This is a genomic window from Caulobacter sp. GW821-FHT05F04 (genome assembly GCF_059419665.1).
Map to the genome: position 1 here is coordinate 90,172 of NZ_JBWKSF010000005.1, position 13,036 is coordinate 103,207.

Genomic DNA, 13,036 nt, shown 5'->3' on the forward strand with positions numbered 1-13,036 from the left:
AACAAGGCGTGGCTTAAGGGGCCCGGCGCTGGTCAGCGTCGGGCCCTTTTCCTATCCGGGTCTGAGGCATCGGGGGAATTCAATGGCCTATCTGCGCTGGCGCCGGTTCACGGAACTTCTGTCGTTGGACCGACCGTGGCTGGGCGAGCTTTTCATGCGCAAGCGGGGCAAGCCGATCGTCGCCGCGCCGGTCGAGAAGTGGGATGCCGAGTACCAGGGTGGCGTCTACGATCGCCTGAACCGCTCCGACCATCGCCACCACCATCGCCTGCTGGCCGCCATGATCGCCGACCGCTGGCCTAATCCGCGCGTGCTGGAGATCGGGGCGGGCGAGGGGGTCTTCTACGAGGCCCTGCGCGCTCACCGGCCGGCCCGCTATGTCGGGGTCGATTTCTCCAGACCGGCTGTCGAGCGCGGCGAGGTGCGCCTCGCGCCGGAGATCGCCATCGGCGAGGTCAAGATGCTGCTAGGCGACGGCAGGACCTTCGCGACCGACGAGACGTTCGACGTCGTGGTGTTCTCCGAATGCCTCGAGCACCTGGGCGAGGTGGAGAACCTCGTCGCCCACTACGCCCCGAACCTCAAGTCTGGCGGCGCCGTGGGCCTAACCATGTGGCTGGCGCTCAAGCCCCTGCGCCTGTGGCATCGTCTGAAAGTGATGGGCGAGGTGCTGGACGAGGCGGTGATCAACACCCCCTGGGGCGGCGGCTGGCTGGTCGCCGTGGTGCGCGCCAAGGCCGGCTGAGGCGTTGGATTATCCAATCCTAGATTTTGGCTAGACCAATTTCCGGCGCGCGCTATACCGAAAGCACGACTTCTGGGAGGAAGCAGCATGCTGGCGATCCTGGCCTTCGCGGCCGGCTTGGCGACGACGCCGGAACCTCAGCCCCTGACGCTTCCCGTGGCGATCGATCTCGCCCGCGCCGCGATCGACGCCTGCGCCGCCAAGGGCGCGCACGTCTCGGCCGCCGTCGTCGACGCGCGAGGTCTTCCGCTGGTCGTGCTGCGTGACGACCTCAGCCCCAAGCCGCCGATCGCCGCGCCGCGCAAGGCCAACGCCGCCGTGGTCTTCGACCAGCCCGGCAACGTCATGGAGCCGCGCGAGAAGACCGACCCGGACTTCGCCGCCAAGATCGCCGCCGATCCTGACCACCTGAACCCGCACGCAGGTTCACTACCGCTGCATGTCGGCGCCACCGTCGTAGGCGGGCTGGGCGTCGCCGACACCGGCCACGCGGCCGCCGACCGTTGCGCCCGCGCGGCGCTTGCCCAGTTTCCGCAATTCCACTGAGGCGTCCGACATGAACAAGACCCTGGCCCTCGCCGCCGCTCTCACACTGTCGCTGAGCGTGGCCCATGCGCAGGAACACGGCCCGGCCAAGCCGCTGGAGAAGCCCGACGCCGAGGGCCAGAAGCCGGGCGCCGCGGTCGTGCTGGCTCCGTACCGCTTCAACGACATCCTCTGGGAGAACGACCGCACGGCGCACCGGATCTACAGCCGCGACCTGGAGAAGGCCGAGCCGCCCTCGACCTCGGGCATCGACGCCTGGGGCAAGAGCGTGCGCTGGCCCTATATGGACCGCCAGCTGAAAACCGGAGATCAGCACGCCAACCACGGCGAGGGCCTGGACTTCTACGACGTCGGGACGGGCCGCGGCGCGGGCGGGCTGGGCGTCTGGCGGGACAACAAGCTCTGGACCTCGCGCAATTGGTCCAACTGGAGGATGATCCAGAACGGCCCTGACGTGGCCAGATTCAGCGTCGACTACGCGCCGTGGCCTGTCGATGTGGATCGCAAGGTCTGGGAGACGCGGACCTTCACCTTGCCGCTGGGCACAAACTTCACGCGGATGGTCTCGACCATCAGCTCCGACAAGCCGGGCCCTCTGGTGGTCGGCATCGGCATCAGCAAGCGCAAGCGCGCTAGCGGCTCGGGCGTGTTCAGGAAGGACCTGGCGCCCGGGCGCGTGACCTTCTGGGAGCCGGCGGATCCGGACAAGGGCTCGATGGCCATCGCCCTGATGGTCGATCCTAAGTCGGTCGTCGAGGTGCGCCAGGACTTCGACAACTACCTCGTTCTGATCAAGGTCCAGCCGGGCAAGCCGTTCGTCTACTACATGGGCGCGGCCTGGGATAAGGGCCTGGATTTCCATACGCCGGCCGAGTGGGACGCGTATGTGACGGGCGCGAAGGCGGACTTCGACCCCAACCACTAGACCAAGACAAAACCGCCCCGAGGCGGGGGAGCCTCGGGGCGGTCGTTGGCCGTCCGCCATGGGGGAGGGTGCGGACGGCGGCTGCGGCTTTGGATCCCTTGGGGGGAGGGATCAGCCGTGTAGTTTCAGGGCGGTCTCGGCGATCTTGCGGCCTTGGTAGCGAGCGCCAGTCAGTTCGTTTTCGCTGGGCTGACGCGAACCGTCGCCGCCGGCGATGGTGGTGGCGCCGTAGGGGCTGCCGCCGGTGATTTCATCCAGCGTCATCTGGCCGGCGTGACCGTAGTCCATGCCCACGATCACCATGCCGAAGTGCAGCAGGTTGGTGATGATCGAGAACAGGGTGGTCTCCTGGCCGCCGTGCTGCGTCGCCGTCGAGGTGAACGCGCCGCCGACCTTGCCGTGCAGGGCGCCGCGGGCCCACAGGCCTCCGGCCTGGTCGAGGAAAGCCGCCATCTGCGAACTCATGCGGCCGAAGCGGGTGCCCGTGCCGACGATGATCGCGTCGTAGTCGGCCAGATCGGCGATGGAAGCCACCGGAGCGTCCTGATCGAGCTTGAAGTGGGCGTTCTTGGCGACTTCAGGCGGGGCGGTTTCCGGCACGCGCTTGATGTCGACGGTCGCGCCGGCCTCACGGGCGCCTTCGGCCACGGCCTTGGCCATGGTCTCGATGTGGCCGTACGACGAGTAGTAGAGAACGAGAACCTTGGCCATTTGCGGCTTCCTTGAACGGGGTGTCGGTGAGGAAAGTCGGCGCGAGGATTTCAGTTTCCTCGCGCCGGCTCTTGAACGAAGCGGTCGCGCTTAGGCGGCGTCGACCAGGACCAGTTCGGCGTCTTCAAGAGCGGTGACGGTGATCACGTCCTCGTCCTTGATGCCGGCGCCGTCGCGGGCGTTCAGCTTGACGCCGTTGACTTCGACGACCCCGACGGCCGGGACCAGGTAGCCGCTGCGGTCCTTGCCCAGGGCGTAGGTGGTGCTCTCGCCGGCCTTCAGCGTCGCGCCCAGAACGCGGGCGTCGGTGCGGATCGGCAGGGCGTCGGCGTCATCCTTGAAGCCAGAAGCCAGGGTCACGAACTTGCCCGAGCGGTCGCCCTTCGGGAACGGCTTGGCGCCCCACGAGGGAGCCGCGCCGAAGGTCTTGGGCTCGATCCAGATCTGGAAGATCCGGGTGGTTTCCGGCTCGAGATTGTACTCCGAGTGACGGATGCCCGTGCCAGCGCTCATCACCTGGACGTCGCCGGCTTCGGTGCGACCCTTGTTGCCCAGGCTGTCCTGGTGGGTGATAGCGCCGTCGCGGACATAGGTGATGATCTCCATGTCGCTGTGGGGGTGCGGCGGGAAGCCGGTGTTCGGGGCGATCTCGTCGTCGTTCCAGACCCGCAGGGCGCCCCAGTTCATGTTGCTGGGATCGTAGTAGCTGGCGAACGAGAAGTGGTGCTTGGCGTTCAGCCAACCGTGGTTGGCGCCGCCAAGCTTGTCGAACGGTCTGCGATCGATCATGGCTCTAACCTTTCTTTCCCTCTGGGCCGTGGCCCTCTGTTGCGCCGCGTCGGCGCGTCCTGTTGAGGAGAAGATAAGGGATCTCGCAGGATCCGAAATGGAAACTGTTGAAACTCATTGTTTCCAAAACTAAACTCTCATCATGTCCAAGCTGCCCGATCTCGAAGGCCTCGCCGTGTTCGCCAAGGTGGTGGAGCTGCGCTCGTTCGCCGCCGCCGCCGAGGAACTGGCCATGTCCAAGGCCACGGTGTCGAAGGCGGTGACCCGGCTGGAGGAACGCCTGGGCGCGCGCCTCTTCAATCGCACCTCGCGCCGCCTGGCCCTGACCGACGCCGGCCAGTCCCTGGTCGAGCGCGCCAGCCGCGTGCTGGCCGAAGCGCAAGCCGCCGAGGAGGAAGCGTCCAGCCAATCCTCGGCGCCGCGTGGAACGGTGCGGATGGCCGTGCCGATGTCGCTGGGCATCACCACCCTGGGGCCGGCGCTGCCAGGATTCTTCGAGGCCTATCCGGATGTCTCGGTCGATCTGCACCTGTCGGACGCCACGGTCGACCTGGTCGGCATGGGCTTCGACCTCGCCTTGCGCGTGGCGTCGCTGCCGGACAGCTCATTGGTCGCCCGCCGCCTGCGGGGCGTAAAACGGCACGTTGTCGCCGCGCCGGCCTATTGGGAGAAGCACGGTCGGCCGGGCCACCCGGCGGGCCTGGCCGAGCATCGCGGCCTGACCTACGGGCACCAAGCCGCGCCTGAAACCTGGCGCTTCCAGCGCGGCGGCGAGGAAGCGTCGGTGCGCCCCAAGTCGGTGATCCGCGCCAATAACGGCGACGTGCTCGTTCCGTCGCTGATCGCTGGCGTCGGGGTGGCGGTGCTGCCGGACTTCATCGTCGGTCCGGCGGTGGCCGACGGCCGGCTGGAGGAGATCCTGGTCGACTGGACCGCCGCCCCGATCGCCCTGCACCTGGTCATGCCGCCCGGCGGCCCGCGTCCAGCGCGGGTCGACGCCCTGGCCAACTACCTGGCCAAGACCCTGGGCCGCTAGCGCGCCCGCTTGAAGGTCAGGCTCTGGTCCGGCGGGCCGGGCTGGCCGTCGACGTCCTGTTCGACCTTCAGCGTGTCGGCGTCGACCAGCCAGACCTTCATCGACTGCTTTCGGCCGCTCTTATTGCTGGTCACGGCGGTGATGTCGTTCTTCCCGTCGCGGCGGACGCTGATCATCACGATCTGGGTGTTGACCACCGCCTTGGTCGGCGTACCATCCAGTGGCGCGTCGGCGAACTGAATGGCGGCCAGGCCGGTTTCGTCTTCCTCGATCAGCGTCCAGGCCAGGCTCTTGCCGTCGTCCTTGGTGATGTCGACCTCCGCGCTCAGCGGCGCGGGACCGGTCAGGGCCTCGTTGAAGCGCGAGGCCGCCAGATCGATCTTCCAGAGACCGATCGCGCCCAGCGGGCCAGTCTGAGCCAGGGCGGGCGCAGCGATCAGCAGGCTGGCGGCGGCGAGAACGGGAAGGGCGGATCGGATCATGCAACGCCTCCTTGGAGCGGAGCCATCAGACGCTGGAGCGACGCGCTTCGTCTAGAAGCTTTCCGCTCCGCTGGCTTTCCGACTTAAAGACTGGCGACCTGGGTCGGGGTCAGGGCGCCGACCTGCAGCGGGGTCATGACCGACAGGTTGGTTGACGACAGCCAGTCCAGCTGGGCCAGGGTCAGGCCCGGGATTTGGGCCGGCAGCAGGTAGCCGACCTGGGTCGTCGTCAGCCCCGCGATCACCGAGGTACCCAACGCGCCGATCTGGGTGGAGCTCAACGACTGGACCTGCGTCGCGGTAAGCTGACTGAATTCGGCGTGCGAGAAGCTGCGCATCTGATAGGGCGACAGGCCCCTCAGCGCGCTGGTCGTCAGGGCGGTGACCTGGGTGGCCGACAAAGCCGCCAGGTCGGTGATCGAGATCGCGCCCAGCTGGGCGCTGGTCAGGGCGCGCACCTGCGTGGTCGAGAACTCGGCCATGTCCGCGGTCGTCAGGCCCGCCAGTTGGGTCGCCGTCAAGCCGGTGATCTGGGTCGTGCTGATCGTCTGGAAGGCGGTCGCGTCCAGGCCTGAGAGGTTCTCGACCGACAGGCCGCCGAACTGGTTGGAACTCAGGCTCAGGAACTGCGTCGTCGAGAGCTCGGCGAAGTCGGTGGCCGTCAGCCCGGCGATCTGGGTGGCGGCCAAGCCCGCCAGCTGGGTCGGGGTCAGGGCCGCGATCTGGGTGGCCGACAGGGCGTTGAAGTTGTCGGTCGACAGCGCCGATAGCTGCCCCGCCGTGAAGCCCGCCACCTGGGTCGCGGTCAGCTTGGTGAAGTCGGTGACGCTCAACGTCCTGACCTGGGCGGCGGTCAGGCCGCCGATCTGGCTGGCGGTCAGGGCGGCGACCTTGGTCGCCGATAGTCCCGCGAAGCCGCTGCTGGATAGGCCCGCCAGCTGGGTGGCGGTCAGGGCCTTGAACTGGGTGTCGGACAGGGAGCCGGTCTGGGTGCTGCTCAGCCCGCCCAACTGCGCCGCCGAGAAGACGTTGAAGTCCGTATCGAGCTCGGTCAGCTGATCCAGGGACAGCGATCCGACCTGGGTGGCCGTCAGACCCTTCAGCTGGGTGGTCGACAGGGCGGCGAACTGCAGGTCGTCCAGCGCCGGGATCAGAGTGGCGGGCAGGGCCGACAGCTGGGTCGGCGACAGGGCCTGCAGCTGATCGGGCCACATCTCGCCCAGATCCTCCAGACGCATGGCGCCGATCTGCACGGCGGTCAGGCTCTTGACCTGGGTGGTGGTCAGAGCCGTGATCTGCGTGCCATCCAGGCCTGTGAAATGGGTGGCGTCCAGCGCGCCGATCTGGGCCGCGCTCAGCTTCTCCAGCCGCTCGGTGTCCAGCTTGGCCAGCTGGGTCGAGGTCAGGGCGTTCAACTGCCCGCCGCTGAACGCCGCCAGTTGCTCGGCGTCGAAGATCAGGTTCTGGGCGAAGGCCGGGATCTGGGTGGCCGTCAGGCCCTTCACGGCGGTGTTCGACAGGGCCGAGACCTGGCTGGCCGACAGGCCGCCCAGCGCCGTGTTCGACAGCGCGGCGACCTGGGTGCTGGCCAGGGTCTCCAGCTTGGTGGTCGAGAGATTGGTGATCGTCGACGCCGACAGGGCGGCGATCTGGGCGGCGGAGAGGTACGAAATCGGCACTGGACTCGTTGCCCCACAAGGTCGCGACGCGAATCGTTCGCGTTACCTTATGTGAAACCCCGGATCGGGGCCATGCGACCGAAAGGTCTAGCCGGCCCGCATGGTCCACAGGTCGAGATCGTTCTCGCGGCCGATCAGGGCCAGGCCGGAGGCGATCGATTCGAACTCACCGCCGCTCTCGATCTTCTCGGCCCCGAACCGGCGCAGGAAGATCTCGCGCACGGCCGGCACGAACGAGCTGCCGCCGGTCAGGAAGACGCGGTCGACGCCGGCCTCGGCCAGGTTAGCGCGCTCAAGGGCCTCGCCGACGGCGGTCTCGATAGCGGCCAGCTCCGGGGCGATCCAGCTTTCGAACTCGCCGCGCTGGACCTGTTTCTCGATCTCGACCGAGCCGGCGGCGAAGTGGAACGTCGCCTCCGTCCGGGCCGACAGGGCCTCCTTCAGCGCCGAGACCGACTTGTAGAGGGCGTAGCCGTGGTTGCCGTCCAGCACCTCGATCAGGGCGGCGATCTTCTCCGGCTCCACGGCCGTCCGCTCCAGGGCGCGGATGTCGCGCATGTCCTTGGAGGCGCGCAGCAGGGCCAGCTGGTCCCAGCGGGCGAAGGCGGCATAGTAGCGCTGCGGTATGGGCAGGCTGTTGGAGAACGAGCGATAGTCCGAGCCCTTGCCCAGCTCGGGCGAGACCAGTTGGTCGATGATCCGGTAGTCGAAGGCGTCGCCGGCGATGCCGACACCCGAGCGCGACAGCGGCGTCGAGCGCAACGTGCCGTCGGCGTCGCGCTCGAAGCGAACCAGCGAGAAGTCGCTCGTGCCGCCGCCGAAGTCGGCCACCAGCACCGTGGCGTCCTGCTTCAGCTGTCGGGCGAAAAAGAAGGCCGCGCCGACGGGCTCGTAGGCGTAGCGGATGTCGGTGAAGCCCAGGCGCTTGAACGCCTCCTCATAGCGGTTCAGGGCCAGGGTCTCGTCCGGCGAGGAGCCGGCGAAGGTCACGGGGCGGCCGACGATAACCCTCGGGGGCAGGGCGTCGAGCTGGCCCGCCGCGTGCTCCTGCAGACGCAGCAGGAAGGCGGCCAGCAGGTCCTCGAACTGGTAGCGCTTGTTGAGGATCCGCGTCTCGGTAAAGGCCCTCGAGGCGGCGAAGGTCTTGAACGACTGGATGAACCGCGTCTCCAGCGGATCTTCCAGATAGGACTCGATGGCCCAGGGGCCGGCCTCGACCACGCGTTCGTTCGCGGCGCCGGCCTCGCCCTGGACGCTGTGAAAGCTCAGCGCCGAGCGGAAGGCGAACAGGTCGCGGTTGTCGATGGAGAAGCGGACCAGATGCGCGTGATCGTCGCCGCGCGTCAGCGAAACGACGGTGTTGGTGGTGCCAAAGTCGACGCCAATGGTCGGCGCGCCAGTCTTCGGCGCGGGGGGGGCGGCCGTCATGGGATGGCTCGATGTTGTCAGTCGGGAGGGGCGTGCGTCGTAGCGCCTCTCGCGGGAAGGTCAAGCGTTCTGGCCGCCTTTGAGCATTCATTCGCGGCGGGGCGCCCACGTATCGACGCGCGGTGATCTATCGCCACGGGGCTGATTGACTTCCCGACGCGCGTCCGGTCGAACGGACGCGAACAAATATTGGGAAGACCTTGGAAAACTTCGACGTCCTGGTGATCGGCGCGGGCGCCGCCGGCATGATGTGCGCCATAGAGGCCGGCAAGCGCGGGCGCTCGGTGCTGATCGTGGACCACGCCAAGGCGCCCGGCGAGAAGATCCGCATCAGCGGCGGCGGCCGATGCAATTTCACCAACACCGGCGCGTCGATCCATAATTTCCTGTCGGCCAACCCGAAGTTCGCCCTGTCGGCTCTGCGCCGCTATCGGCCGAAGGACTTCATCGCGCTCGTCGAGCGGTACGGCATCGCCTATCACGAGAAGACCCTGGGGCAGCTGTTCTGCGACGGCTCGGCCAAGCAGATCATCGACATGCTGCTGACCGAGATGAGGGCCGCCGGCGTCAAGCTGCGGCTGGAAACGAGCTTCCAGGACGTGGCCAAGACCGAGACCGGCTTCGAGGTTGAACTGTCTTCCGGCGCGGTGCGCTGCGCGTCACTTGTGGTGGCTTGCGGCGGCAAGTCGATCCCGAAGATGGGCGCGACGGGACTAGGCTACGAGATCGCCAAGCAGTTCGGGCTGAACATCGTCGAGACACGCCCGGCTCTGGTCCCGCTGACCTTCGAGGCCGGAATGCTGGCGCGCTTGACGCCGCTGTCGGGCGTGGCGCTGGACGCCGTGGTCGCCCACGGCAAGACCAAGTTTCGCGAAGGGATGCTATTTACGCATCGAGGCCTGTCCGGGCCCTCGATCCTGCAGATCTCGTCCTACTGGCGCGAGGGCGACGAGATCCGGGTCGACATGGCGCCGGGCGTCGACGCGCTGGCGGCGCTGAAGGCGGCCCGCACGGCGACTCCCCGCCAGGCGGTCGCCACCGTGCTCTCGACCCTGCTGCCCAAGCGCGTGGCGCAACTCATCGCCGACGACGAGGAGGGCGCGCCCGAAAGCAAAAGGGGGGGAAACATCGCCGACTGTTCCGACAAGGTGCTGGGCCGGTTGGCCGCGGCGGTCAACGCCTGGACCTTCAAGCCTGTCGGCTCGGAAGGCTATCGCACGGCGGAAGTGACGCTGGGCGGCGTCGATACGGACGCCCTGGACTCGCGAACCCTGGAGGCCAAGGCCGTGCCGGGACTCTATTTCATCGGCGAGGTCGTCGACGTCACCGGCTGGCTGGGCGGCTATAACTTCCAGTGGGCCTGGGCGTCCGGCTGGTCGGCGGGACAGGCCGCATAGGAAAAATCCTCCCCCGTGAGGGGGAGGATCTTCGTCTAACTACTTCTTCTTGAACGGCTTACCGGCCGGCTTGCCGTCGAAGCTCTTGGCCTTGAAGGGCTTGGGGCCCTTGAACGGCTTGCCGGGACCCGCGTCGTCGCGCTTACCCGCATAGGGCTTGGGCGTGTACGGCTTGGCGCCGGCGGCGTTGTCGCCGAACGCTTTCTTGAAGGGCTTCTTAGGGCCATCGCCGTCCGGACGCGGCGCGCGCTTAAATTCGCGCGGTGCATCAGCGCCGGCCTCGGCGCGCGGCTTGTAGGCGCGCTTCGGGCTGTCGGCGTCCTGCGGCGAGTACGGACGCGGCGCTTCGTCACGCGGCGCGCGCGGCTTGAAATCACGCGGCGCGTCATCGCCGCGCGGGGCGCGGGGCTTGAACTCGCGGGGCTTGTAGTCGCCCTTCGGCTCTTCGCCACGACCGTAAGGCTTGGCGTTGCTGACGCCGTCGTCGCCGTAGCTGGACGGGCGTGGGGTATGATCGCGCGAGCCCGGCGCGTTGGCGCGCGGCGAACGCGGCGCGTCGTCACGGGGCGGGCGGGGCTTGTACTCACGCGGCGCGGCGTCGTCGCGCGCCCCATGTTCGCGAGGAGGGCGCGGCGCATATTCGCGACGCGGGCCGGCTTCGCGGGCGGCCGGCGCCGTGGTCGGGGTGATCGAGACGTCCTCACGCACCGTCTGCTGGACCGCCGCGCCGAACTTCACGGCGGCTTCGGCCGAGATCTCGAACTTGGTGTCGTAGTCGAAGATCCGGATCGCGCCGATGTCCTTCTTGGTGATGTGGCCAAGGCGGCAGATCAGCGGGATCAGCCATTTGGGGTCGGCGTTGTTGCGGCGACCGGTGTTGAGACGGAACCACTCCGAACCGTCCATGCTGACGCGCGGCTCGCGCTCGGGACGGTCGCCAAAATCGCGCTCACCGCCGAATTCACGCGGCTCACGGCCGCGCGGACCCGGATCGGCGCCGTGGCGCGGGTCGTCGTAGATTTCTTCGGGGGCCGGCAGCTTGGCGCGACGGGCGCGGATCAGGGCGGCGGCCAGCTCTTCCGGCGTGCGCTTTTCCAGCATGGCGGCGACCAGGCCGGCGTCGTCCTCGTTGGCGGGCTCGGAGAAGATCGGATCGTCGAGCAGGCGCTCGGTGTCCTTGACGCGGATCTCGTCGGCGGTCGGGGCGCCGCCCCATTGACCTTCGACGCCGGCGGCCATCAGCAGCTGCTCGGCCTTGCGGCGGCGGGTGTAGGGGACGACCAGGGCCGAGACGCCCTTCTTGCCGGCCCGGCCGGTGCGGCCCGAACGGTGCAGCAGGGTGGCCTTGTTGACCGGCAGCTCGGCGTGGATGACCAGGCCGAGGTCCGGTAGGTCGAGGCCGCGCGCGGCGACGTCGGTGGCGACGCAGACGCGGGCGTGTCCGTCGCGCAGGGCCTGCAGGGCGTCGGCGCGTTCGCGCTGGGACAGCTCGCCCGACAGGCCGACGACGTCGAAACCGCGCTCACGCAGCTTGGAATGCAGCGAACGGACGCTTTCACGGGTGTTGGCGAACACCAGGGCGCCGGGGCTTTCGAAATAGCGCAGCAGGTTGACGACCGCGTGCTCGACTTCGTTGGGGGCCACCCGGACGGCGCGATATTCGATGTCGCGGTGCGGTTCGTTGCGGCCGATGGTGTCGATGCGGATGGCGTCGTTCTGGTAGCTCTTGGCCAGCTGCACGATCTCGCGCGCCAGGGTGGCGGAGAACAGCAGCGTGCGGCGCTCGGCCGGGGCGGCGTCGAGGATGAATTCCAGGTCCTCCCGGAAGCCCATGTCGAGCATCTCGTCGGCCTCGTCGAGGACGGCGACCTTCAGCTCCGACAGGTCCAGGTGACCGCGCTCGATGTGGTCGCGCAGGCGGCCCGGGGTGCCGACCACGATGTGGGCGCCGTAGTTCAGGGCGCGCTGTTCGCGACGGGCGTCCATGCCGCCGACGCAGTTGACCACCACGGCCATGGCCTGGGCGTAGAGCCAGGTCAGCTCGCGGTTGACCTGAATGGCCAGTTCGCGGGTCGGGGCGATGACCAGGCACAGCGGGGCGGCGGCGCGGCCAAAGATCTCTTCGTCGCCCAGCAGGGTGGGGGCGGCGGCCAGGCCGAAGGCCACGGTCTTGCCAGAGCCGGTCTGGGCGCTGACCAGCAGGTCACGGCCCTCGGCGTCGGCTTCCAGCACGGCGGCCTGGACGGGGGTGGGCTCGAGGTAGCCTTGAGCGGCGAGAGCCCGCTCGAGAGCGGGGTGGGAGGCGGGGAAGGGCATATGGGTCCAGTTCATTTGCGGGCCGCACACACAAACGCGCGGCTCGCGCCAATGACCAAATCGGGCCCCCTGAAGCCTGTAACGCTTCCCTCGGACCGCTTCTTGGTCGAATTCAAACGAAAATAGCCTCGTTTCGCGGTCGGGACGACTCCCGGACGGAGAAACGAGGCTTGATGAGCGGCCTTATGCGCTTGTCGCGGCGCAAAAAGCAAGCGGCTTGAAGTTTGGCGTCTTTCGAGGCTGATCCGGATGCTTGGCGGGCGCGATCAGGAGGCCGACGCCAGCGCTTGGTCAATCGCCTGGGCGATGCGTTCTGGGGATTCGGCCCCGACCACGGCGAGCTTGCCCGCGAAGATGGCGAACGGCACGCCCGTGACGCCTCCCTGCACGGCCATGGCGTGTTCCCGGGCCACGGCCTCCTTGTCGGCGCCTTCCGACAGCAGTTGCAGCACGACCATCCGCTCCATGCCGACGGCCTCGGCGATGTCGCCCAGCACCATCGGGTCGCCGATGTCCAGGCCGTCGGTGAAATAGGCCTTGAACAGCGCCTCGACGACCTCGTCCTGCGCGCCGGCCGTCAGGGCCCAGCGGATCAGGCGATGGGCGGCGTTGGTGTTGGGTGAGAACTCGATCGCCTCGAAGTCGAAGCGGATGCCTTCCTCGGCGCCGCCCTCGACCAGGGCCGCGTGGGCGGCTTTCAGCTTCTCTGGGTCCTTGAACTTGCTGGCCATGTACTGTTTGCGGTCAACGCCTTCCTCGGGAAGCGTCGGGTCCAGCTGATACGGCCGCCAGATCAGCTTGGCCTCGACGTCGGGGCGCAGGGCCAGGGCCGACTTCAGACGTCGCCAGCCGAGATAGCACCAGGGGCAGACCACGTCGGCGACGACGTCGATGATCATCGGGGCGGTCTGGGACTGCTGGACCACGGTTTACTCCTCGGGAACGGATGTCCGCTACAGGACAGGTTCCATATAGGAGCTGC

The 13,036-nt window shown here is 68.0% G+C and carries 12 protein-coding genes; 5 read left to right on the forward strand and 7 right to left on the reverse strand.

What is annotated here, in order from left to right:
• The first annotated feature begins 82 nt into the window (after positions 1-82).
• The 3 genes from AC07R7_RS14665 (at position 83) to AC07R7_RS14675 (ending at position 2,216) form a co-directional block, all read left to right on the forward strand.
• Positions 83-745 carry an SAM-dependent methyltransferase gene (locus AC07R7_RS14665; RefSeq protein WP_494635660.1) on the forward strand — a complete coding sequence of 221 codons (663 nt, stop codon included), beginning with the start codon at positions 83-85 and terminating at the stop codon, positions 743-745.
• A gap of 87 nt (positions 746-832) precedes the next feature.
• On the forward strand, positions 833-1,291 hold the full coding sequence (locus AC07R7_RS14670; RefSeq protein WP_494635661.1) for a heme-binding protein: 459 nt from the start codon (positions 833-835) through the stop codon (positions 1,289-1,291).
• 10 nt (positions 1,292-1,301) lie between these two features.
• Complete coding sequence (locus AC07R7_RS14675) at positions 1,302-2,216, forward strand: DUF4861 family protein (RefSeq protein ID WP_494635662.1); 915 nt, start codon at positions 1,302-1,304, stop codon at positions 2,214-2,216.
• Positions 2,217-2,327: 111 nt separating this feature from the next.
• On the opposite strand, the gene wrbA is transcribed toward AC07R7_RS14675, so the two are convergent.
• The gene (wrbA, locus tag AC07R7_RS14680) at positions 2,328-2,927 is read right to left on the reverse strand and encodes an NAD(P)H:quinone oxidoreductase (protein WP_492839280.1); all 600 of its coding nucleotides are present in this window, start codon (positions 2,925-2,927) and stop codon (positions 2,328-2,330) included.
• Positions 2,928-3,017: 90 nt separating this feature from the next.
• On the reverse strand, positions 3,018-3,716 hold the full coding sequence (locus AC07R7_RS14685) for a pirin family protein (protein ID WP_494635663.1): 699 nt from the start codon (positions 3,714-3,716) through the stop codon (positions 3,018-3,020).
• A gap of 142 nt (positions 3,717-3,858) precedes the next feature.
• Between AC07R7_RS14685 and AC07R7_RS14690 the strand changes: the two genes are divergently transcribed.
• Positions 3,859-4,752 (forward strand): LysR family transcriptional regulator, encoded by an 894-nt coding sequence (locus tag AC07R7_RS14690; RefSeq protein ID WP_492885335.1) that lies wholly within the window; start codon positions 3,859-3,861, stop codon positions 4,750-4,752.
• Here the strand turns inward: AC07R7_RS14690 and AC07R7_RS14695 are convergent.
• The 3 genes from AC07R7_RS14695 to AC07R7_RS14705 all read right to left on the reverse strand — a co-directional run bounded on the left by AC07R7_RS14695 (position 4,749) and on the right by AC07R7_RS14705 (position 8,341).
• A complete protein-coding gene (locus AC07R7_RS14695; protein WP_494635664.1) occupies positions 4,749-5,234 on the reverse strand; it encodes a hypothetical protein in 486 nt (161 codons plus the stop codon). The genes AC07R7_RS14690 and AC07R7_RS14695 overlap by 4 nt on opposite strands.
• 83 nt (positions 5,235-5,317) lie before the next feature.
• A complete protein-coding gene (locus AC07R7_RS14700; RefSeq protein WP_494635665.1) occupies positions 5,318-6,913 on the reverse strand; it encodes an ice nucleation protein in 1,596 nt (531 codons plus the stop codon).
• 87 nt (positions 6,914-7,000) lie between these two features.
• Positions 7,001-8,341 (reverse strand): Hsp70 family protein, encoded by a 1,341-nt coding sequence (locus AC07R7_RS14705; RefSeq protein WP_494635666.1) that lies wholly within the window; start codon positions 8,339-8,341, stop codon positions 7,001-7,003.
• Positions 8,342-8,541: 200 nt separating this feature from the next.
• Here AC07R7_RS14705 and AC07R7_RS14710 point away from each other — a divergent pair, with 200 nt between their 5' ends.
• Complete coding sequence (locus AC07R7_RS14710) at positions 8,542-9,738, forward strand: BaiN/RdsA family NAD(P)/FAD-dependent oxidoreductase (protein WP_494635667.1); 1,197 nt, start codon at positions 8,542-8,544, stop codon at positions 9,736-9,738.
• Positions 9,739-9,777: 39 nt separating this feature from the next.
• Here AC07R7_RS14710 and AC07R7_RS14715 read toward each other — a convergent pair whose 3' ends face one another.
• On the reverse strand, positions 9,778-12,054 hold the full coding sequence (locus tag AC07R7_RS14715; protein ID WP_494635870.1) for a DEAD/DEAH box helicase: 2,277 nt from the start codon (positions 12,052-12,054) through the stop codon (positions 9,778-9,780).
• 266 nt (positions 12,055-12,320) lie between these two features.
• The gene (locus tag AC07R7_RS14720) at positions 12,321-12,953 is read right to left on the reverse strand and encodes a DsbA family oxidoreductase (protein WP_494635871.1); all 633 of its coding nucleotides are present in this window, start codon (positions 12,951-12,953) and stop codon (positions 12,321-12,323) included.
• Positions 12,954-13,036: the final 83 nt, after the last annotated feature.

Coding starts and splice junctions, on each gene's coding strand:
- AC07R7_RS14665 (WP_494635660.1), top strand. CDS start 83: ATGGCCTATCTGCGCTGGCGCCGGTTCACGGAACTTCTGTCGTTGGAC.
- AC07R7_RS14670 (WP_494635661.1), top strand. CDS start 833: ATGCTGGCGATCCTGGCCTTCGCGGCCGGCTTGGCGACGACGCCGGAA.
- AC07R7_RS14675 (WP_494635662.1), top strand. CDS start 1,302: ATGAACAAGACCCTGGCCCTCGCCGCCGCTCTCACACTGTCGCTGAGC.
- wrbA (WP_492839280.1), bottom strand. CDS start 2,927: ATGGCCAAGGTTCTCGTTCTCTACTACTCGTCGTACGGCCACATCGAG.
- AC07R7_RS14685 (WP_494635663.1), bottom strand. CDS start 3,716: ATGATCGATCGCAGACCGTTCGACAAGCTTGGCGGCGCCAACCACGGT.
- AC07R7_RS14690 (WP_492885335.1), top strand. CDS start 3,859: ATGTCCAAGCTGCCCGATCTCGAAGGCCTCGCCGTGTTCGCCAAGGTG.
- AC07R7_RS14695 (WP_494635664.1), bottom strand. CDS start 5,234: ATGATCCGATCCGCCCTTCCCGTTCTCGCCGCCGCCAGCCTGCTGATC.
- AC07R7_RS14705 (WP_494635666.1), bottom strand. CDS start 8,341: ATGACGGCCGCCCCCCCCGCGCCGAAGACTGGCGCGCCGACCATTGGC.
- AC07R7_RS14715 (WP_494635870.1), bottom strand. CDS start 12,054: ATGCCCTTCCCCGCCTCCCACCCCGCTCTCGAGCGGGCTCTCGCCGCT.
- AC07R7_RS14720 (WP_494635871.1), bottom strand. CDS start 12,953: ATGATCATCGACGTCGTCGCCGACGTGGTCTGCCCCTGGTGCTATCTC.